Origin of the sequence: Bacillus sp. SG-1 (genome assembly GCF_000181495.1) — a bacterium.
In the GTDB taxonomy this organism is placed as follows: domain Bacteria; phylum Bacillota; class Bacilli; order Bacillales; family Bacillaceae_B; genus Rossellomorea.
The window spans coordinates 214,729-235,416 of record NZ_ABCF01000001.1 but is presented as its reverse complement, the minus strand read 5'-3'; the positions used below and the strand labels follow the sequence as shown (position 1 = coordinate 235,416).

Annotated in this window: 19 protein-coding genes and 1 riboswitch; of the genes, 2 read left to right on the top strand and 17 right to left on the bottom strand. The window is 42.3% G+C overall.

The annotated features are described in order from the left end of the window. Positions 1–32: 32 nt before the first annotated feature. Positions 33–1,946 carry a DUF294 nucleotidyltransferase-like domain-containing protein gene (locus BSG1_RS01165; protein ID WP_006834943.1) on the top strand — a complete coding sequence of 638 codons (1,914 nt, stop codon included), beginning with the start codon at positions 33–35 and terminating at the stop codon, positions 1,944–1,946. A gap of 2 nt (positions 1,947–1,948) precedes the next feature. Continuing rightward, positions 1,949–2,686 carry a 3'-5' exonuclease gene (locus BSG1_RS01160; protein WP_006834942.1) on the top strand — a complete coding sequence of 246 codons (738 nt, stop codon included), beginning with the start codon at positions 1,949–1,951 and terminating at the stop codon, positions 2,684–2,686. A 753-nt stretch (positions 2,687–3,439) separates the two neighbouring features. Here the strand turns inward: BSG1_RS01160 and BSG1_RS01150 are convergent. The 17 genes from BSG1_RS01150 to BSG1_RS01070 form a co-directional block, all read right to left on the bottom strand. Next, positions 3,440–4,702, bottom strand: coding sequence for a glutamate-5-semialdehyde dehydrogenase (locus BSG1_RS01150; protein WP_006834940.1), 1,263 nt, complete (start codon positions 4,700–4,702; stop codon positions 3,440–3,442). A gap of 119 nt (positions 4,703–4,821) precedes the next feature. Then, positions 4,822–5,952 carry a glutamate 5-kinase gene (proB, locus tag BSG1_RS01145; RefSeq protein WP_006834939.1) on the bottom strand — a complete coding sequence of 377 codons (1,131 nt, stop codon included), beginning with the start codon at positions 5,950–5,952 and terminating at the stop codon, positions 4,822–4,824. Between the two features lie 176 nt (positions 5,953–6,128). Then, positions 6,129–6,971: a pyrroline-5-carboxylate reductase gene (gene proC, locus BSG1_RS01140; protein WP_083802811.1), complete on the bottom strand. Its 843-nt coding sequence runs from the start codon at positions 6,969–6,971 to the stop codon at positions 6,129–6,131. A 411-nt stretch (positions 6,972–7,382) separates the two neighbouring features. Then, entirely contained in the window at positions 7,383–8,318 is a 936-nt protein-coding gene (locus tag BSG1_RS01135) for an LCP family protein (protein WP_006834937.1), read from the bottom strand. A gap of 332 nt (positions 8,319–8,650) precedes the next feature. Next, positions 8,651–10,291 (bottom strand): M4 family metallopeptidase, encoded by a 1,641-nt coding sequence (locus BSG1_RS01130; RefSeq protein ID WP_006834936.1) that lies wholly within the window; start codon positions 10,289–10,291, stop codon positions 8,651–8,653. A 157-nt stretch (positions 10,292–10,448) separates the two neighbouring features. Then, positions 10,449–11,165, bottom strand: a complete 717-nt coding sequence (locus tag BSG1_RS01125; protein WP_006834935.1) for a hypothetical protein — start codon at positions 11,163–11,165, stop codon at positions 10,449–10,451. Then, positions 11,162–11,647: an ECF transporter S component gene (locus tag BSG1_RS01120; protein WP_044022161.1), complete on the bottom strand. Its 486-nt coding sequence runs from the start codon at positions 11,645–11,647 to the stop codon at positions 11,162–11,164. Before BSG1_RS01120 ends, BSG1_RS01125 begins: the two co-directional genes overlap by 4 nt. Beyond that, the gene (locus BSG1_RS01115) at positions 11,634–12,230 is read right to left on the bottom strand and encodes a cob(I)yrinic acid a,c-diamide adenosyltransferase (RefSeq protein WP_006834933.1); all 597 of its coding nucleotides are present in this window, start codon (positions 12,228–12,230) and stop codon (positions 11,634–11,636) included. Before BSG1_RS01115 ends, BSG1_RS01120 begins: the two co-directional genes overlap by 14 nt. A 271-nt stretch (positions 12,231–12,501) precedes the next feature. After that, complete coding sequence (locus BSG1_RS01110) at positions 12,502–12,927, bottom strand: bifunctional adenosylcobinamide kinase/adenosylcobinamide-phosphate guanylyltransferase (protein ID WP_006834932.1); 426 nt, start codon at positions 12,925–12,927, stop codon at positions 12,502–12,504. Continuing rightward, positions 12,879–13,520, bottom strand: a complete 642-nt coding sequence (locus BSG1_RS01105) for a histidine phosphatase family protein (RefSeq protein WP_006834931.1) — start codon at positions 13,518–13,520, stop codon at positions 12,879–12,881. Before BSG1_RS01105 ends, BSG1_RS01110 begins: the two co-directional genes overlap by 49 nt. Beyond that, positions 13,478–14,278 (bottom strand): adenosylcobinamide-GDP ribazoletransferase, encoded by an 801-nt coding sequence (locus BSG1_RS01100; RefSeq protein WP_044022160.1) that lies wholly within the window; start codon positions 14,276–14,278, stop codon positions 13,478–13,480. Before BSG1_RS01100 ends, BSG1_RS01105 begins: the two co-directional genes overlap by 43 nt. Further along, positions 14,278–14,838 (bottom strand): bifunctional adenosylcobinamide kinase/adenosylcobinamide-phosphate guanylyltransferase, encoded by a 561-nt coding sequence (locus tag BSG1_RS01095; RefSeq protein WP_006834929.1) that lies wholly within the window; start codon positions 14,836–14,838, stop codon positions 14,278–14,280. The genes BSG1_RS01100 and BSG1_RS01095 overlap by 1 nt, the downstream gene beginning before the upstream one ends. Next, positions 14,823–15,887 carry a pyridoxal phosphate-dependent aminotransferase gene (locus BSG1_RS01090; protein ID WP_052302337.1) on the bottom strand — a complete coding sequence of 355 codons (1,065 nt, stop codon included), beginning with the start codon at positions 15,885–15,887 and terminating at the stop codon, positions 14,823–14,825. The genes BSG1_RS01095 and BSG1_RS01090 overlap by 16 nt, the downstream gene beginning before the upstream one ends. Next, positions 15,844–16,824, bottom strand: a complete 981-nt coding sequence (cbiB, locus tag BSG1_RS01085; protein ID WP_006834927.1) for an adenosylcobinamide-phosphate synthase CbiB — start codon at positions 16,822–16,824, stop codon at positions 15,844–15,846. Before cbiB ends, BSG1_RS01090 begins: the two co-directional genes overlap by 44 nt. Beyond that, the gene (locus BSG1_RS01080) at positions 16,821–18,290 is read right to left on the bottom strand and encodes an adenosylcobinamide amidohydrolase (RefSeq protein WP_006834926.1); all 1,470 of its coding nucleotides are present in this window, start codon (positions 18,288–18,290) and stop codon (positions 16,821–16,823) included. Before BSG1_RS01080 ends, cbiB begins: the two co-directional genes overlap by 4 nt. A 3-nt stretch (positions 18,291–18,293) precedes the next feature. Continuing rightward, a complete protein-coding gene (locus BSG1_RS01075) occupies positions 18,294–19,343 on the bottom strand; it encodes a FecCD family ABC transporter permease (RefSeq protein ID WP_044022159.1) in 1,050 nt (349 codons plus the stop codon). After that, positions 19,309–20,301 carry an ABC transporter substrate-binding protein gene (locus BSG1_RS01070; RefSeq protein ID WP_006834924.1) on the bottom strand — a complete coding sequence of 331 codons (993 nt, stop codon included), beginning with the start codon at positions 20,299–20,301 and terminating at the stop codon, positions 19,309–19,311. Before BSG1_RS01070 ends, BSG1_RS01075 begins: the two co-directional genes overlap by 35 nt. Positions 20,302–20,435: 134 nt before the next feature. Next, positions 20,436–20,623: riboswitch (cobalamin riboswitch) on the bottom strand. Positions 20,624–20,688: the final 65 nt, after the last annotated feature.

The following is a 20,688-nucleotide window of genomic DNA, read 5'->3' as shown; positions in this document are numbered from 1 at the left end:
CCCTAAATTTAAAAGACAAGGAGGCTGTCAGAGTGAACAAAGCCGAATTCCATAATATCATCCAATCTTCCTACCCATTTGACCTTTTATCACAAGAACAACTGGAGCATTTGGTGTCTCATACTAAGTTCCAAAAGTTTGCAAAAAACGAATTTATTTTTCATGAAAGAGAATCCGAGGAAGAGCTGGACGTCTATTTACTCATCTCAGGTACAGCCAAAAACGTCCTTCATAGACCTTCAGGTAAGCAAGTTTCACTTCGTTATTATTACCCTGGAGATCTTGTCGGCCTGATGATTCTTTGGACGAGCGGAGATATGAGTTTTTCGGTACAAGCGATTGAAGAATGCACCTTATTCCGATTCAATAAAAAGGTTTTCTTTGATATGCTTTCGAATAACAAAGAGTTCTCACAAATCATCTTTGAGAGCCTTGGAAGCCGCATGAAAACTCTTTATGATGAAATAAAATATAAAGAATCACAGGAAGAATCTGCGGATTTATCCCTTTTCCGTACAAGGGTCAATGTCCTAATGGAATCTCCTGTCACTCTGCCAAAAACGGCAACCATGGAAGAAGCAGCACAAAAAATGCTCGATGAACAAGTTGAGGCAATAGTAATAACCGATGAAGAAACTGCCTTGGAAGGACTTGTCATCCAAACGGATATCCTTCGTTATTTAACCAGCAGTAAGGATGCCATTTCAGTTTCAGAATGGATGAATAAGAAACCTTATTGGGTAAGGGATGAAGCATTTGCCTATGAAGCCCTGTCCCTTTTTAATTATGAAGGAGCAAAATTTGTTCCCGTCCTCCGAAATGGGATTGTTGTTGGTTTGTTGACAGGACTATCTTTTGTTAATATTTATGACTCCAGTTACCTTGATCTGTCTTACAGCATTACATCGGCTTCCAGCACTGAAGAACTTATCCCTTTATCCCCAATTGAAAATACGGTATTTACCTCCTTCATCAGCGGTTTGCTGGAACAGGACAGTTTTGCCTATAACGTCAGTGAAGTATTGACGAATTACAATGATCGTTTGTACCGGAAAGTTATCATGCTCTCAGAAGAGGAAATGATATCGGAAGGATACGGTTCACCTCCTGTCAACTACTGCTTCATCGTGATGGGCAGCCAGGGGCGCAGTGAACAGTCTTTCAATACCGATCAGGACAACGGAATCATCTTATCCGATTATGCACACCTTGAAAACGCCAGTTCAGTAGAGAACTATTTTGAACGTTTCACGGAAAAAATCAATACCAAACTGGCTCTCTGCGGCTTTCATGAATGTACTGGCGGCATAATGGCAAAAGAACCTAAATGGCGCAAATCTTATACTGAGTGGCTGGCTGCAATTGATGACTGGCTTTACGAGATCGATGCAGAAGAAGTCCAAAGCTTCACAATGTTTTACGACTTCAGGCCAATCTTCGGAGATTACAGCCTCGCTGAAGAGATACGAGCTTACATAGCCCAAAAAGCCGGGAAATCACTGAACCTTCAACAGCTATTGAGAAAAGATGCCATACGCTTTCGTATCCCTGTCAATGCCTTAGGGCGAATCAATTTAAAAGGAAGAAACAAACGGTTTAACATAAAAAAAGCCGGACTGATGCAAATAGTGAACATGATTCGCATCCACTCCATCAAACATGGCATCAAGGAAGTGAACACGGTTCACCGTCTGGATGCTCTCAAGGATAAGAAGGTGTTTCACCCGAGGGATGCGGAAAATGCCAAAACAGCCCTGCATTACCTCTTATATTACCGCTTGAATCAAAACCTGTCTGAACTTGCAGAAAATCAGGAACTGACAAATGAATTACTGGTAGATCAAATTTCAAAAGAAGATAAACGAAAACTCAGAGAAGCCCTTCAAATCGCTAACAGGATGCAGCAAGTAATGGAGATCAGCTTCAATCGCAACCGGGTGGTTTAATTATGAATGATGCTGGATTTAATGTAGGATATCGCTTAATTAAATATTATCTTTGGCATAGATATCTATTTAAAAAACAAGTAAAAAAAGAAAAGAAAAACCCTTCATATCAGAAATTAATTACAATGCTGAAGGAATTTGAAGAAGAGAAACCCCTGTATCAGCAGCAACAGCTTGACAGCTGCACTTTTACGATTTTTGATTTGGAAACAACGGGCTTTTTTCCTGAAATAGGAGATGAAATCGTTTCTATTGGAGCCATTAAGATGCAAGGAAACAAAATTCTCGATCAAAAGACATTCTATGAAGTTATCAATCCCCTGCAAAACGTCTCATTAGAAACGAAGAGATTCACCGGATTAAGAAGGACAGACTTCATTAAAGCGAAAACCTTGCCGGTCGGTTTAAAAGACTTTCTGGAATTTTGCAAGGGAACCATACTGGTCGCTCATCCGGCGTCTTTTGACATCAATTTTCTTCAAAAGAGAATCCGCAAATGGGATCTCCCCTCTTTTGAACCGGAATATATCGATTCGTATGCTCTCGCTAAAGAATTGTTGAATGAGCAAAAATGCTACCTTGATGACCTGGTGAAAAAATTTCAAATCTCAGAGAAAACGCGTCATCATGCATTGAATGATGCCATCATGACAGCGGAAGTTTTTCAGGAACTATTAATATTGTGTAAAGAGAAAAAGGTCGAAACTATCAGCGAATTGCATGAAGTGGCAGGGATATAAAGGGGTTTAGGAAGAGGCAGCCACGGGGCTGCCTCTTGTTTAAACTGATGTTTTCTACACGTCTATAATTCTTTCCTTAACGACTTTAATTTCACCTTTAAAAATTTGGTTGTGTTATGAAGGAAATGTTGTTTTATTAGGCACATTGATTAATGATTAACAGATTTCCGCTTCAGGCATGCGACTCCGCGGGGCGGGCGGTGAGTCTCCTCGGCTTTGCCTGCGGGGTTACGTTCCAGTGGGTACGTAACCTTGGTCTCACCTGTCATCAAAAGTGGAAGCGCCCCGTTCAGGCCCGACAGGCAAATGTTCCTGAGAGAAAAAAGGTGACCTTTCCTTTTATTCTCTCAGGGTTATTTGACCCCGAGGGGCTGGGCGCTGGAACTAGACGTCCCGCTAGGCCCGCAGGAGGTCGCACACCTTCCGCTCCAATCTAACAACTTATTTCTCTGAAGCTATATAATCAATCGTCTTTTAGACTTATATAACCACAACATTACCTAACAAATCCATAATCTTAAAAGCCTTTTAAAGATTCGTAAAGGACTTTAATACCGCCATTTAAATTTTATAAGCCTTTAAACCATTTCTAAAGGACTTTAGTTTCCCCCTTTTCAAATTTAAAAGCCTTTATAGATGTGCTTAAGGACTAATCCGATTTTTTTAAAGCTAAACTCTCTCTAAGATTTAATCACCCACTCTTCCTACAAATGAAAAAGTGCCCCTTGCAAGGAGGGGCACTTTACATTAAACTTATCGGATTTGACCGTTACCAGTCATCATATATTTCACTGTTGTTAATGCAGGCAGTCCCATAGGTCCGCGTGCATGCAGCTTTTGTGTGGAAATACCGATTTCCGCACCAAAGCCAAGTGCTCCACCGTCAGTGAAACGGGTAGATGCATTGTGATAGATCGCTGCTGCATCCACAAGTGTCATGAATGTTTTAGCTGTATCTGCATTTTCCGTTATGATTGCTTCTGAATGCTTTGTGCCGTACCGTTCAATGTGGTTGATGGCATCTGCCGTTGTATCGACTGTTTTTACAGCGATATCTAAGCTCAGGTACTCATTTGCCCAGTCTTCTTCACCTGCTGGTGTACATCCCGGGATGGTTTCGCAGGCATGCTCATCGCCATGCACTGAGATATTATGCTTGTTCAATGTTTCAATCAGTTGTTCTTTGTTTGCAGCCAGCCAGTCACGGTGAATGATTACTGTTTCGGCCGCATTACATACTGCCGGACGGTCCGTTTTCGCGTTTACCAGGATATTCAGCGCCATACCGACCTCAGCATCTTTATCAATGTAAATATGGCAGTTTCCTACTCCTGTTTCAAGGACAGGAACAGTTGCATTATTTACAACTGCATTAATCAAAGCACCGCCTCCACGTGGAATCAAAACATCCACATGTTCTTTCATCGTGAATAACTGTTGTGTAGCTTCGCGATCTGTTGTGTTGATGAACTGCACCGCTTCTTTAGGAATCTTTGTATTCTTTAATGCATTATGCATTACATCCACAATTGCTTTGTTGGAAGTAATCGCATTTGATCCGCCTTTTAACACGATGGCATTACCCGATTTCAAAGCCAGACCTGTGGCATCCACCGTTACATTCGGACGGGCTTCATAAATCATTCCGATGACGCCGAGTGGTACTGTCACTTTAGCGACATCCAATCCATTATCAAGTACCCAGTCACTGACAGTCAAACCTGTTGGATCCTCAAGCTCTGCCACTTCACGGAGTCCGTTGGCAAAGTCATAGATGCGCTCTTTAGAAAGAGATAAGCGATCCATGAAAGCTTCGTCAAAGCCTTTCTCACGCCCGCGGCTAAGGTCTTTTTCATTAGCTTCCAGGATTGTTTCGAACTGCTCTTCCAGTGTGGATGCAAGTGTCAAAAGAGCTTCATTCTTTTCTTTCGTTGTTAATAATGAGAGTGATTTTGCTGCTTTCTTTGCTGCTATCGCTTGTTCTTCTACATTCGTTTTATTGGCTGTTAAAGTCATCCAATACCTCCATTTAGTATTTATTGAACACCGATATATGAAATTCAATGTTAGTAAAAAATTTTTTTGGGGGGTCGAGCATGTTAACTTTTCTGTTATAGGGACATTATCACCAGATGTTACACACCAACTGGAATGGGTACCTCAACGTGGCAGACCAGATGGTCAAATTCCACCGCTGCATTTTCATAGTTTTCGAGTTCTGTATCTGTCATCTTGTTGAATTTCTTCATTTCTTCTGAATCGTAGTTAACGACTCCCAGTCCGATTTCCTCACCGTCAAGGTCAGATATGCGGATAACAGATCCGCTCTTGAATCTACCTTTAACAGCATAGATACCTGAAGCGTTCAGGCCCTTTTTGCTTTCAAGGATGGACTCTTTCGCGTCATTGTCGATGGTTATTTCTCCTTCAGGTCCTGAATTGAAAGCGATCCATTGTTTTTTCGTATCAAGATTGATGACATCTTCTTTTGCTTCAAAATAGGTACCCTTCGCTTCACCCTGAACTGCATCATAAATAATGTTGGCTATACCTGATTTTCCCAGGAAAGAAGGAATCCCTGATGCCATTGCAATCTTGAATGCATCAATTTTAGAACGCATTCCCCCTGTACCGACGGAGCTTCCTGGTTCACCGGCCATCTCTTCAATGTCAGGTGTGATTTCATTCACTTCTTCAAGAAGTTCCGCGTCTGGATTCTTACGTGGATCATCGTTGTAAAGGCCGTCGATATCAGACAGGATAATCAGTTTATCCGCGTTAACCAGCCCAGCTACTTTGGCAGAAAGTGTGTCATTATCGCCGAATTTCAAGCGGTCAATCGTAACTGTGTCATTTTCATTGACGATTGGGATAATACCACGTTCAAGCAGAACATTGATCGTATTTTTTGCGTTGTTATATCGATTCTCATCCGAAAAGTCGCTTCTTGTTATGAGAATCTGAGAAGCTACATAACCATTTGATAAAAATAAATCGGAATAAGCCTCGATTAACAATCCTTGACCGATAGACGCCGCTGCCTGCTTTTCCGGAAGTGTGCTTGGTCTTGTAAGACAGCCTAATTTTCTGTATCCAGCGGCTACTGCACCGGATGAAACCAGCAATACTTCATGTCCGTCATCTTTCAAGCGTACAACCTCATCAGTTAAACGCTCAAGCTTCCTGCGGCTCATCTCCCCGTGAAGACTTGTTAAAGAACTGCTTCCTATTTTGATTACGATTCGCTTCTTGGTGTCCGCAGACATCATATCACTCCTGTTAAATAATTATTAGTATCCATACCTTAGTGCTTCACCGCGCTGAAAGGGACAGTCCCTCTTAGTGCTGTGACGCGGTAATTCATTAAAACCTTAAAGTGCGAGGAACTCTCCCTCGCTGCTCCGGCTAAACCGCCGCCAGCGAGAGATTCGTTCATCCTCTATTAATTAGCAACTAATACTTTTTTGAATTGGGAACTGATTTCTTTGGATCGTTTTTCAGCACCTTTTACGGCTTGAGCAATCGCTTCTCCGCCGCCAAATTTCGCAAGTGCATCCAGTCCTGCTGCTGTGGTTCCATTCGGGGAAGTTACATTTTCACGTAACTGTGCGGGTGTTTCGTCACGTTCCATGATCATTTTTGCGGCGCCCAAAATAGTTTGTGCTCCGATCTGGCGTGCTACTTCCGGCTCAAGACCGCTGTCTTTTCCGGCTTTTTCGATGTGTTCCATAAGATAGTAGAAGTACGCAGGCCCGCTGCCGGCAATTCCAGTGAAGATATCCATTTTCTCTTCGTTGATGGTATAGACTTCACCGATACACTCAAGCAATTCCTGAGCAGTAGTCATATCTTCTACTTTTGTATGTTTGCCTGCCGCAATGGCTGTAGCGGATTCTCTCATCATGCTGGATGTGTTCGGCATTACTCTGATGACCTTTTGGCCTTGAGGAAGCCCTTCTTCCATATGTCCTGTAGTAATGCCTGCCAACACAGAAAGGATCACTGTATCCGGATTGACAAGATCTTTAATGGACTCCAATACTGGGTCGATGTCTTTTGGCTTCATAGCCAGAATCAACATATCTATTTCTTCAAATTTTAATTCGTCTTTTGTTATAGCTGTAACATCGTATTTTGCTTGTAGTTCTTGTAAACGCCCTCGATTACTTCTGTTAGATACAATAATTTGTTCTGATGGAATTTTGTTTGATTCAACCAATCCTGAGATCATGGCCTCTGCCATATTACCTGCACCTAGAAAAGCAACCGTTTGTTTGTTTAGCAAAAATATCCTCTCCCAATAAATTCTTTTTTGTTCGTGTTTTTGTTCGCTCTTTTTTCAACGTTTACAATCGTAACACGTACAAATTCATAATCAAGGGCTTACCTCAATGTTTAGTGTATATGGATGAATTAGTTAGTGTAAGCGCTACCATTAGTTCTTGAGCTCTTCAGACCAATAATAATCCCTGTATTTCCCTTCTCAGGACGTTATATAGAGATTCACAATTACGCTTTTTTTCCAACTATGCTTAGAGGCATAAAAAAAGAACCGGGAGAACTCTCCCGATTCTATAATAATTGGTGTCTTATATAATTGGTTCTAAAACCGATAGATCAGTTAATACATTTGTTTGATCAGAGGCTAGCTGATTTCCGCTCCAGGTGCACCGCCTGATTTTGAGTTCATCTAATATTACTGATTCAAGAATTCTTGCAGCTCTGCACTGTTGGTTGCAAAGTCCACTTCGAGGACAGCACCGGCATGCTGATAGTAGCCATCTGTGTAGGAATCTTTTACTGGAATCGTCAATTTCTCTATTTCACTATTGTTTCCTAAAAGGATATCTTTCACGAGACCAATCTGATCAAGTTTGGTCATATTGGTTTCGATATATGGCTGGGCTGCTCCGATCATCTTAGGAAGTTTTGTTACACTGCCAAGGCTCAAAGCTTCTTCTTTGACAGCTGCGATGACCTCCTGCTGCCTGTTCACGCGTCCATGGTCACCTTCTGCATCTGCACGGAACCTTGCATACCCTAGAAGTTCTTTTCCGTTCAGATTCTGAAGACCCGGCTCCAGCGAAACTCCGATATTTTCCGACATTGCTTTTTCGACATCGATTTCAATGCCATTTGGCGCTAAAACATCAATCGACTGTTCAAAACCTTTAAAATCGACAATCATATAGTACTGCACGTCCACTCCGAAGTTGTGTTTCAAAGTTTGTCTCAGCAGGTCAGGTCCCCCTAAGAAAAATGCGGTATTGAGTTTGTAATTTTGGTAGCCTGGGATTTCCACATACATATCTCTCATAAATGAGACAATTTTCGTTTCATTCGTTTTAGGATCGACTTGTGCAATCATCATTGTATCTGATCTGGATTGTTCTTCACCGCGGCTGTCCACCCCAAGCAGCAAGACGTTGATGCGGCCATTCTTGTCCTTAACTCCGTTAAATGTATAGTTTTCTTCCTTTGGTGTATTGCTTTCTCCAGAAGCCAGCTGCGTCCCCTGATAGAACTGGACCGCTGCATATCCGACTAAACCTGTTATCATTAATAATAGGAAAAGAACAATTCTCAGTCCTCTTCTCTTCTTTTTCCGTTTATGTTCCAAACGTGAATTCATACATGCACCTTCTTTACTTTTGCTCTATCCGTTAGTATTGCTTCTTGAGCAACTTTGCGGAGCTGGCGATTTTTTGTAAGACTTCAAAAAGCAACAAAAATCTCTCATCATTAATCTAGTAGATTAGACGAATTTCAACATAAAAAGTTTCACTAGGAAACTACTAAGTGATTGTATAGTATTGTGATGAAAATAACAATACCTATTTTGAGTGCAAAATAAAAAAAAAGGTGTTTTTTCACCAAGGATTCTTCCGTGTTTCTTCATTAATATATGTAAAAAAAGACACCAGTTAAGAACTGGTGCCGAACTTAGTATATCACTATTCTATTTTAGTTAATTCCAACTGCATCAAAGGATTGATTCACAGACTGTACTTCCGGCGAGTTGCTTCCGTAAAGATCAGAGGCTGCCTGAACAGCTGCAGATCTTGCCTGGCTGAACGTAGAAGAAGCTGTCAGATAAACGGTGTTCATGCGGTAATAAATCTCACCCAGCTTTTCCCTGCCTATTCCTGTAACGTTCACACCATAATGAGTTCCGCCTTCACTAAGCAGATACGCCTGTTTATTTATAATTCCACTGTTGATATGGACTCCCCCATTATCCTGTGTACCGGTATATCGGACAGAGTAGTGATCCGGGTCGCCGTATTTTGCAGGATCGCTCATAGATCTCAGAGCATCATTCGGCGTATTAGGTGTATAGATATCTTCCCCGATTTCAAAATCAGGATTATGATTTTCATGATATTCAACAAGGGTTCCAAAAATATCGGAGATTGCTTCATTCAGTGCACCTGACTCGTTTTGATAAACCAAATCAGAGCTCGTATCCGTGACAGCGTGTGTCAATTCATGAGCTACAACATCCAAGCCGCCTGATAGCGGGATAAATGTTGTTCCATCTCCATCACCGTATACCATTTGCGAACCGTTCCAGAAAGCATTGTTATAGTTTTTGCTGTAGTGTACAGATGATTGGATGGTTGTCCCTTTATTATCGTAGGAATTTCTTCCGAATACATCTTTATAGTAATCGAAGGTCGCACCTGCAAAATAATGGGCATCCACCGCCGCTGCGTCATAAGCTTGATTGTAGACATTATCGGCATCTGACCATAATGAGCCAGGAAGATAGAATTGCGGGAAGAATGTGCGATTTTTCATATCGTACGTCATGATGCCTCCGCCTCTTGTATTATCCTGAAGATAGTAAGTCCCGTTGGATAATGTCGTATTCAGCGACTTGGTATCCCCCAATACACCTTTTCCGGTACCGACTTGGTCCGTACCGCTTACTTCGTGCATGTCATTGTATTTATTGATGATTTCACCCGTCTGGCTGTCAATGAAGTAGTTCCAGTTCCCCGGTTTGGGATCAAGGAAATTCAGATTAACAAGATAGGCATAATAAGCCTTGTCATCAACCGTATAGACCACCATTTCCGGTTTTACCGGCTGCTCCAGCTCAGGCTGGAAGCCGAGGTCTGCCAAAGCAACATCAGCTGCTTTGTTAGCATTGATCTTCTTATTATTTTTGTCTTTATTATTTTTCTTTTTGTCGATTTCAGGTATGGTTGTACCCGATATAACCTTCAGGGTTCCATCCTCCCCTACAAGCGCAGCCTGTGTAGAGCCCCAAACGGGAAGGCCGTCATGCAGCTGCTGCAGCCTGACTACCGTATTGCCAAATTGATCGGTTGAAGTTTCGATTACTTTAAAAGACTGTTCTGCCTTATTTTTACCAAACTTATACTTTTGCTTTTGGTCATTTAAGTATGAAAACACAATTTCCTTAGGTGACTTTTTGGATGGAGCAGTCAGTTGACCGGAAATGAATTCAGGAGTTCCCAGTTTTTCGTTGAAATTTGATTGGGACTTAATGTTTGGGGCTGCGAATGATCCACTTGCTAACATACTGCCGGCAAGACCAATCGCCAGGGTGACACTTGCAATCTTCTTTTTACTCATAAAAAAAATCCTCCTCCATAATATTAACTAAACTTTCTGAGAATTAAATCGTATCATGTGAGGAGATTGATTGTTATTGGGAAAATACTCTTTCTTGCCTGTTCTTTAAACGGCAATATAGCACTATGAACATGAAATTTTTCATGAGTTCTGGTTCTTAATCTACTATTAATAACGGGTGGTAAAAAGATCCTGTTAACTCTTCTACTGAATGACTGTCTTCTCTCGTAAATTTAATGATGAAGCATGTCGAAGGACCGCCTGATGCTGTCAGGTTCAATTTACATTTCACTTCATTTTCTGATAATGTCCTGTTACCGCTGATTATTTTTAACTCTTCCAAAATCCCCTTCGAACCAACAGGTATAATGTCGAAGATAAACTGACTTTGACAGCACTGTGAAAACAGAGCTAAAGGAGCCACTCTTTCTTTTCTTTCCAGCACCTGTTTACCGACTAATGGTTCTCCTATCACGGCATAACACAATTTATCTTTCGATGATTCTGGTATTTTGCCAACACTTCTTTTTCCCAGTACCGTAATCCCAAGGGCCGACTGCTTCAATGGAAAGTTGGATTCACTGCTCCCTGAAATGGATATTTTGCTTATACCTGCTTCCTGCAATGCAGTTTGAATTCCTTCCTTATAAGAAGTCCACTTATCATCGCCTGAAAAATTATGCAGAAGTACTGAAAATGTAACAGCTTTTACAGAGAGCACTTCCATTAAAGCTACCCTTGTGGAAAAATAAGCAGTCAGACTATCTTCTGCGTAAACATAGTCCGCTTCCTTTGTCCCTATTCCCCCGCTGTTATCTGTGGCAATGACGATTTCCTCATCTGGTGAAAAAGGGATCTTGCTTATGTCTCTCATCCCATATCACCTGCTTTTCTCCGGAAAAACTTCTTTAGATTCGGATAAGCAAAGTGAGCAATTGTTAAGTTTAGAAAGGCAGCGATACAGAGAGAAGGCAGAATGGACAGATAAAACCCTTTTCCAATAAGAAAATAAAAAGGAATAGGTGCAATCAAGCCATTCAAGATAAAAAATAATCCTGCTGCCACTACCGGAAGATTCTTTTGAAAGATCCATCCAAACAGCCACACCGATAAACCCATCTCTACAGCTATTAAAAGATGAGAAGGTCCCAACGGCATTCCCGCCAGAAGGGCAGAAATCATATGGCCGAACACACCAACTACCGCACCTGCTCCTCCACTCAGAACGGAAGCCGCCAGCAATGCCGGCAGAGAATCCAGAGCGACGCTGCCTGCAGCAGCAGGAATTTTAATCAGGCCGCCGACTGCACTCAGGGTGGTCAGTAAGGCGAGCAGTGTTAACTTATTTATTGTCATCATTGTTATCCTTTTTCCGGTCAAAAGAAAATACATTCGCACTTCTTTCATACTCCACATCTTGAATACCAAGGCGGTGGTTGACCACTCTTGCCAATGCAAAGAAATAATCAGATAAGCGGTTTATGTATTGAAGGGTGACTTCCGAAACTGAGGCTTCGGTCTTAACCAGGCTGACAATCTGACGTTCCCCTCTCCTGGTTATTGTACGCGCGATATGGATCGTCGCAGCCGGCCCCGATCCTCCCGGAAGGATGAACTTTTCCAAAGGAGGCGTTTCAGCAATATATTCATCGATCTTTTTTTCCAAGTACTCGACTGACTCAGTTTTCAGTTTCATCGGAATTTTATCAGTGACATTGGCAAGGTCGCCGCCGCAATCAAAAAGCTCATGTTGAATTTTCTCTAGATCTGCAAGCACATCTTCAAACTTTCCGCCTTGAAGCTCAGCAGCAGCTTTCCCTACAAAAGAATTCAATTCGTCAATCGTTCCATAGGCTTCAACCCTTAAATCATCCTTATCGACTCGTCCCCCGATGATGCTTGTTCTGCCTTTATCGCCTTTCCTGCTATAAATCTTCATGGATATTTATCTCCTTTTTAAAGTTATACTATTGCTATTTTTCAGAGAGCTGATTTCCGCTCCAGGTGTGCGACTCCAATCAACTATTAATAAATAATCTTTATAAGCATCCAGCTTTTTTGCAACTAGAATTAGTCACATATATCTAGTTGGTATATGAACATCTTTCATCTGGACTCGATGCCATTTAGTCTCCCAATCTTAATCCAGTATACATTCTTACTTATTTATGAGATTCCAAGTCTTAGGGACTCGAAGACAGTCCATCCACTCACCCTTTCAATATAGTAGGAAGTCCAAACCAGATTTCATAGACTCTGTCGGAATGCTTCACCAAGTCCTGGTATATCCATCCGGTCATGTCACGCCAAAGCCTGTCTTCAGCATTCATGGGCACGATTCCTTTGCTGATATCAGAACCAATCCATATGACTTCGTTCGACGAATCATCTTCCCAGCTCTTCCATTGCTGAAAAGAGGTAATAAATGCCTTCCTGAGTGAATCACTGTCTCTCCCCGTTCTGAGCAAGGATAATACGAGATACTCAAGTCCTTCGATTACTACTGTCCCTTCATGGTCGTCATGCTGCGGCATCGAATCAGCATCGAATAGTTTTATCCACTCTTTTGAAGAGTCATTATTTTCCCTTACCCATTTTGATTTGCCGTTGAAGGTACCTCCCGTAATGAACTGCATTTCGTTTTCCGCCTCCATTCTTCTGCTGTCCAGCTTACTTCATAACCTTTTGCAAAAGGAATTTTCCACTCCCAGAAAGCTTTTGGGTCGGCTGTCCATTTCTTCAGGAAATATCTGATCACACCACCATGGGTAACCAGCGCAACTCTTAACCCATTGTGATGTTTTGGGTACTTTTCGATAAATTCCGGAAAGTGACTAAGAAATGCTAACCAGAAGTGATCCAGTCTGTTTTCGAACTCTGCAAGGGATTCTCCCCCAGGGATGGGGAGGCTTTGGTCATTTAACCAGTTACAGTAATCCTTTTCATGTTTTAGCTCTTCGTAGGTTTTGTTTTCCCACTGTCCGAAGTGTATTTCCCTTAATAACCGGCTTTCCATAATAGGAGTATCCGGAAACAACGCATTCGCTGTTTCTCTGCATCTGACCAAATCGCTTGTAAAGACAACATCATACTGAGGATAGCGATGGGCTTCTTCTTCCAATCTTTTTGTATTAACCAAGGGCACGTCATCCCAGCCGATGTATTTCCGCTCAAGGTTTTCAGTCGTTACAGCATGCCGGTATAAGCCAACAGCCACACAGCCATCCATAATATCACCTCAATTCCTTCTACCGAAGCCCCTAGTGTATCACCAGTCATGCCGCCAAATTGTTGCACTGTCTTTTGCTTTATCCAAATAGCTGCTAACAGAATCAGAACAGTAAACATCAGATAAAGAAACAATATATCCGGTAAAAACATAAGCACTCCGCATGCCGCGATGGACATTGGCAACAGATAGAATAAAAGCAGCCGGGGTTCTGTATGTTTTTTAAAATAAAATGCCATCCCCTCTTCCTTTGCAGTCACACTTAGGACCATCAGGATACCCATCAAAGTTCTACTGAAAAAAGGAATCAATCCTACTATGAATGCAGCCGCATAAATGTTATGTAAAATACTTTCATAGATAAAAAGAAACCGAGCAGCTAACAGGATTAAGAGGGATAGAACAGCAAAGGCCCCGGCTCTAGGGTCTTTCATAATTTCAAGCCGTTTTTCTTTATCCTGATAGGAAAAATAAGCATCACTTGTATCCATCCACCCATCAAGATGAATTCCGCCTGTTAACACTATCGGTATCACCCAAATGATAAAAGACAAAGCCAAGGACGAGAGCAATGTGCATTCATTCAATAAAGAAAAAATCACACCGTTTACTGCTCCTAAAATCAAACCAAAAATAGGAAACGTCATGACCGCCCGCCGGATTATTGTACGGTCGGTATTTATGGTGAGTGGAATAGGTACTATTGAGAAGAATTGAAAGTTAATGAGAAGACCAAGAATGTAACCCTTTAAATTCATTAACATGTCTTCCCCTTTTCTTTTTTCACAATCGCTACCCCATGTTTGACAGAATAGGCCGTATCAGCCATTGAAACAATCTCCTGGTGAAGTGTTCCAAGAATAGAGGTAAAGCGTTTGACCCATTCATTTTCAGAAAGCGGTTCACAAAATACATCGTTGCTCACAAGAAACAGGGTCCCGGCTTTGGCAGCAACCTTATTAATATCCCTCATCACATTTGGGGTTACATCTTCAGCAGGAATATTTTCAAGGTATATCTCATTCGTCATCCATGTTGTTATACAATCTACCAAAATGATATCTTTGTCACTAAAGTTTTCAGCAATTTCCCCCAGGCTTGTAGCCTGTTCCCAAGTAGTCCAACCTGCATTAGAATTCTTTCTGTCTTGTTGATGCCGGTCAATTCTCTGCTTCATTTCTTCATCTATTGCTTTTCCACAGGCAATATAATGAAGAGTTCCGCTCCTCATTTTAGAAAGGGCTGCCGCTTTGGACTCGGCAAAGGAACTTTTGCCGCTCCGCACTCCGCCACAAACAAAAATCACTTCTGCCGCCATTGCCTCAGTACCTCCATCAGAACTTTGTTCGCTTCTTCATCTTTTACAGCCATTCGCATCCACTTTCCTTCTAGACCCCTGAAATTATATGTATGTCTTGGTACAATTCTATTAGTAAGCAGGAAAGTAATGAGATCTAATTGGTTTCCCAATCGATTATCTTTAAATAGATAGAAGTTGGTGCTGGAATCAGTAAAAGAAAAATCGTTATCTCTAAAGAAGGAGAACATTTTTTCTCTTTCCTTTATCACATACTTCCTGGTTTTCAAGACAAATTCCCGCTGATCAAGGCATACTCGCCCTGCTTCAAGAGCGATACTGTTAACACTCCAGGGGGGTTGATATTTGACAAGCCTTGACCTTAGACCTTCAGCCATCAACGCATAGCCGAGCCTAATACCTGCCATTGAAAACATTTTGGTCATTGAGCGCAGGATAATTAAGTTGCTATGTTTGCCCAGCAGCTCTTTACAGCTCTCTCCTGCGGCCAGAAAATCATGAAACGCTTCATCCACGATTACCAGACAACCGTTCGCTTCCCCATAAGCGATAATCCTCTCAAGCAGGCCGGAATCCATCACTGTCCCTGTCGGATTATTTGGATTGCAAATGAATAGGGCATCCGCTTTCTCTAATGCCCTTGAAAAATCTTCAAATACAGGCAGAGACGATGGCATGATATGTATCAGTGAACATGAAAAAGTAAGGCAGGCTTGTTCATACTCCGAAAAAGCGGGATGCAGGATTGCAACATGTTTCCCTCGTAGCAGACATCCAATCATGTGAATGATCTCGGCAGCACCGTTACCAACCAAAATTCCGCTTGGATCAATCCCTTCCGCCTTAGATAAACGACTTCTTAGTTCAGTATGTTGGGGATCAGGATAATCACTGAACCCTATTGTACCCCCGGATAATATATCAGTCAGCGGTTTTGGCGGTCCCAATGGATTTAGGTTAACTGAGAAATCGATCAACTTCTCCGGCATGGGTACTTTCAAAGAATTATATAAAAACTGTGGATTGGAGCCATGAGAAGGCAACTTCAATGAGCATTCCCCCTATCAACAGAAAAATATAAAAACCAAAGATCGTTCTATCCATCAATCTTAAAACCTCTAAAATATGCACCTTATCCAAGGGGACAACTTCTCTACCCATGATGGCTCTGTCGGAAGGGATACCCTGATAATAGTTCCTCCCTCCAAGGGTTATACCAAGAATTGCGGCGGCGGCCGCTTCTCCCCAGCCGCTGTTGGGACTTGGATGCTTCCTGCTGTCTTCTCTCGTTATCTTCCAGGCTTCCATTCTCTTATGGTGCTTTGATGGCAGGACCACAATCATCATAAATGCCGTTATCCTGCTTGGCAGCCAGTTAACAAGGTCATCCAATCTAGCAGAAGCCCAGCCAAATTCGCGGTAGGTGTCATTTTTGTACCCAACTATCGAATCGCAAGTATTAATCAACCTGTAGGCAATTGCCAGAGGAGCCCCACCAATTAAAGCCCAGAATAAAGGAGCTGTAATTCCATCGGAGGTGTTTTCGGCGACGGATTCGACAGCTCCTCTTATTACATCTCTTTCTTCTATGGAATGTGTATCCCGTCCGACAATATAGGAAAGCTTCTTTCTGCTCTCTTTTAAATCCCCCTCTGAAAGAGGAAGAAAGACAGCCCTAGCTGCCTCCTTTAAGCTTTTAGAGGCTATGGCGGTGGAGATCAAGAAACCTTCGAAAACAATTCCGGCAGCTGGATGCAGCTTGTAACTTACAGAAACAAGTAATGTTGTGATAGAAAAAAACATGAAAAGCAGAAATCCCAGCATGACAAGGCCTTTCATTTTTTTATACTCACCTTTATTTAAGGCTTTATCCAAGAAAGCGATGCTGGAGCCCATCCACCTTACCGGGTGAGGAAGATTTGGGGGATCTCCAATGATTCGATCAAGAAGAAGTGCCAGGGTAATGGAAGCAAGGTGAACTATCACAAGAGTCCCTTTCTTCTTTTATACTGACCGATTGCTTCTCTCGTCGTTTCATACACAGCAGTTCCGATCATCTTCCCCACCTTCGTAATCGGTCCTGAAAATGGCAGGAACTCCCCGCGTTGGGTCGCTCCAATCAGGATGCTGTCTGTCGATGTCCCAGTAGCCAGGGTATTGGTACTTTCATCTTTCACCTTTTCATCCTGCAATGCCTTGACTTTCGCCTCTGTTGCCGTCACGATTGCCTGGATGAACGCCTCATCAGACAGCTCTCCATTTACTAATACCCAGGTATTGATCGTGCCGGGCTTTAGTGGAGCTTGTATACTGTTTCGAGAAATGTCAACCGCATTCCCGACCCCAGCTGTGACCACCACAAAAACAGATACATTACCTTCAGCAGCCTTTCTATAAGAAACATCCTCCAACTTCACTGCCGTCATCATTCCGACTGTTTTGAAAGGGTCAAATCCCTTTTTTAATAAGAAGTTCTCCATATCCTCGATGTAATCGTCACAGTCATAAGTGTCAGGAACATGGCGATTCACGATGGTGGATGACCATCTCAAGCCCGCCCCGCAAACACCCGAAGACATCGTTTTAACAGGTTTTGGCAAGTTAAGGGTGATCATATCATCCCTCAAGGTTAAATACCTTTCGTCCATTTCCCACCATTCGGTTTCTTCCTGGACCCGGGCTGGTATCAGATACATTTGGGGCTTTGCGACCTTCGGATGGGAGTTCTTTTCAATCTTGGTGTTGTATACCGAAGAAATACGGTCTTCTCGTAGAACTTCCTCTGGATGGTTTATAATGGAAACGCTTCCTTCTTCCATTAATAAAAGCCGATCACAATAAAGTCCTGCGAGATTCAGATCATGAAATATCGAGATAACCGTCAGTCCAGTTTCTTTCGTGGTTTTCTTCAAATAGTCCAGCAAATCCTTTTGATGGGAAAGGTCCAGATGGTTTGTCGGCTCATCCAACAAGAGGACTTTCGGTTCTTGTGCAAGTGCCTGTGCCAGAAACACTCTTTGCCTCTCTCCACCTGATAACTCATTCAAAAAATTGTCTGCATAGTGGTGGATTCCTGTCTGCTCCATAACAGAAACGATAATTGCTTCATCTTTCTCTGTTAAATTCTTAAAAAATCCGGTTTGATGAGCATACCTTCCAAGAGACACTGTATCTTTTACTTTATAATTGAAAGCCTGAGAATTCAGCTGAGGAAGAACAGCCATGAGCCTGGCCAGTTCTTTCATTGTATATTCAGTAAGATTCTTACCATTAATGAAAACGTCCCCGGTTTCAGCTTTAAGAAGTCCACTGATCATTTTCAACAGCGTTGTTTTGCCGCTTCCATTCGGTCCAAGAATTCCAAAGAACTCCCCGCCTTTGACTTCCACATTGACATCGTGCAAAATTTTTTTATCACCGTAGCCGCCTGAGAGATTTTCTGTTCTTATCATGGGCTACCCTCTTTTCTTCATTAATATATAGGCAAAAATAGGAGCACCTATTAACGCAGTTATTACTCCTATCGGCAATTCTGTCGGTGCAATAATTGTTCGAGATATCAGATCAGCAAGGACCAAAAATCCTCCGCCCGCCATAATTGACAGTGGCAGGAGATGTCTGTGATCGTTCCCCGATATCAGGCGGATAAGGTGAGGGATGACAAGGCCGACAAATCCGATAGTCCCTGAAACGGCTACGGCAGCACCCGTGAGTATAGAACCTGCCAGCAAAATCACGAGCTTCCTTGCCTGAACATTAATTCCAATATGCTGCGCCTGCTCTTCACCAAAGCTCATTCCATTCAATTCCCTTGTGTTCATAAGCAGCAGAATGGTTCCAACGGTAAAGAAAGGAAGTATGATCTTGATATAGTCCCAGCCGCGCATCGATACGCTGCCAAGAAGCCAGCCGATGATCTGGCGAAGCTCGTCACCTGTCAAGGCGATCATCAGTGATATAAATGAACCCAAGAATGAACTGAATATGATACCGGTCAAAATGATCGTTTCCAATTTCATGGATCGTTCCACTTTTTGTGCAAACAGCAAAACAATAAAGATAGTCACTGTCGCAGTGATGATGCTTAATACCGGAAGAGTAAAGTTTCCCAGGATCGGGATGCTGATATGAAAAAACAAGGTCATGACTGCCCCAACGGAAGCACCCGATGAAATTCCTAATGTATAGGGGTCTGCCAGCGGGTTCCTCAATAAACCTTGAAAAGCGGCTCCCGCTATTGCGAGAGACGCTCCAACTAGAAATGCTAGTATGACCCGCGGCAGGCGGATACTGTACACAATATTGATATACATCTGATCGACAGATTCCGGAACGGGATAGCGGAAAATTTTTGCCCCCAGAATCGAGAGGATATCAGATACCGGAACGGATATTGTGCCAATGGAAATACCGGCCAAAATAGATAAGATTACAAACAGAAAAGCGAATCCATAGGAAAGTATTCGATTATTATTGGAATAATTCCGGATAGACAGCTTTAGCAAGTTCCTCTACTCCTTGGACCAATCTTGGACCTGTTCTTGTCACAAGGTCGGAATGGACATCATACACATTTTCATTTTTTATGGCCGGAACATCTCCCCAGCCTTCTCTGCTCATTACTAATTCTTTTGGATTTTCCGTGTAGTAACCGTAAGTCGTAATAATTACATCCGGATTCAAGGCGAGAATAGCCTCTTCATTCATTTGAACCCAGCCTTCTTGTTCTTCTGCTGCATTCTTAGCATTGATCAAGTCCAGCATTTCATCCATGAATGTGTTACTTCCTGGAGTATAAATTTCCGGAGAAGGAGATACTTCAACAAACACACTCTTTCTTTCATCTTCTGATACTTCAGCAGCTTTGTCCTTCACCGCTTGAAGATCATCCTTCATTTGCTGTATCGTCTCTGCCGCCTGTTCATGTGCACCAGCCGCTTTACCGACCATTTCAATGGACGTATACACTTCTTCAAAACTAGTCGCATCGTTAACGACCAAGACAGTAATACCCGCATCTCTTAATTGCTGAAGTCCCTCTTCAGCGGAGCCCATTACAGACCCGTGTGCAAGCACTAAATCCGGCGTCAGAGAAATGATTTTTTCAACGTTAAATTCCATGCCGCCGATCTTTTCTTTTTCAGCCGCTTCCGGTGGATAGTTATCAAAATCGGAGACTCCTACCACTTTCTCTCCAAGTCCTAATTCAAAGGCAATTTCTGTGTTGCTTGGAATTAGCGAGACGATTTTTTCCGGCTCTTCTTCAATTACCACTTCGTTATCAGCAGCATCCGTTATCGTGACAGGAAACGATGTCCCTTCTTGTTCCTGGACTTGTTCCTCAGATTGTCCCTGTTGACTTTCATTGGCAGTATTTTCATTTGTTGCTCCGTTGTTGCCGCAGCCTGCAATAATTCCTATAGACAACAGCAATGCGAGTAATAAAATATGAATCTTTTTCATTTGACATTCTCCTCTTTTTTAAAATAGAAATAAAAAAACATCTCTTTCAGAGAAAAGAGATGAACGTGTAAAAGGCATATTTTTGATATAAATCAATTTTCATGCGATTTACACCTCCCTATCCTCGTAGGCTTGTGGTGCAGCAGTAACAGGCAGGTCTCCTGGCTTATGGTCATTGCTCGCTGTTCCTTCCCATACATTAGTACAGTGGTTAATCACAGCTTGCTCCCAATTTACAGTGGCGGGACCGCGTTGGAATTTCACCAACTTCCCTTTTAAGACTTCAGATTCGACTGAAATCACCTGTTTACGACAATATGTATTAAATTTTCCGCTAAGCTAGATTATACACAAGAAATAGCTGCAGGGAAATATAAAAGTTCCAAA

Excerpts from the sequence above, each read along its gene's own strand:
- BSG1_RS01125 (WP_006834935.1), bottom strand. The coding sequence starts at position 11,165 with ATGAGAGACATAAGCAAGATCCCTTTTTCACCAGATGAGGAAATCGTC.
- BSG1_RS01160 (WP_006834942.1), top strand. The coding sequence starts at position 1,949 with ATGAATGATGCTGGATTTAATGTAGGATATCGCTTAATTAAATATTAT.
- proB (WP_006834939.1), bottom strand. The coding sequence starts at position 5,952 with ATGTCTGCGGACACCAAGAAGCGAATCGTAATCAAAATAGGAAGCAGT.
- BSG1_RS01095 (WP_006834929.1), bottom strand. The coding sequence starts at position 14,838 with ATGGCGGCAGAAGTGATTTTTGTTTGTGGCGGAGTGCGGAGCGGCAAA.
- BSG1_RS01110 (WP_006834932.1), bottom strand. The coding sequence starts at position 12,927 with ATGCAGTTCATTACGGGAGGTACCTTCAACGGCAAATCAAAATGGGTA.
- BSG1_RS01115 (WP_006834933.1), bottom strand. The coding sequence starts at position 12,230 with ATGAAGATTTATAGCAGGAAAGGCGATAAAGGCAGAACAAGCATCATC.
- BSG1_RS01150 (WP_006834940.1), bottom strand. The coding sequence starts at position 4,702 with ATGACTTTAACAGCCAATAAAACGAATGTAGAAGAACAAGCGATAGCA.
- BSG1_RS01100 (WP_044022160.1), bottom strand. The coding sequence starts at position 14,278 with ATGAATTTAAAGGGTTACATTCTTGGTCTTCTCATTAACTTTCAATTC.
- BSG1_RS01120 (WP_044022161.1), bottom strand. The coding sequence starts at position 11,647 with ATGACAATAAATAAGTTAACACTGCTCGCCTTACTGACCACCCTGAGT.
- BSG1_RS01070 (WP_006834924.1), bottom strand. The coding sequence starts at position 20,301 with ATGAAAAAGATTCATATTTTATTACTCGCATTGCTGTTGTCTATAGGA.
- BSG1_RS01105 (WP_006834931.1), bottom strand. The coding sequence starts at position 13,520 with ATGGATGGCTGTGTGGCTGTTGGCTTATACCGGCATGCTGTAACGACT.
- BSG1_RS01135 (WP_006834937.1), bottom strand. The coding sequence starts at position 8,318 with ATGAATTCACGTTTGGAACATAAACGGAAAAAGAAGAGAAGAGGACTG.
- BSG1_RS01080 (WP_006834926.1), bottom strand. The coding sequence starts at position 18,290 with ATGATAAGAACAGAAAATCTCTCAGGCGGCTACGGTGATAAAAAAATT.
- BSG1_RS01130 (WP_006834936.1), bottom strand. The coding sequence starts at position 10,291 with ATGAGTAAAAAGAAGATTGCAAGTGTCACCCTGGCGATTGGTCTTGCC.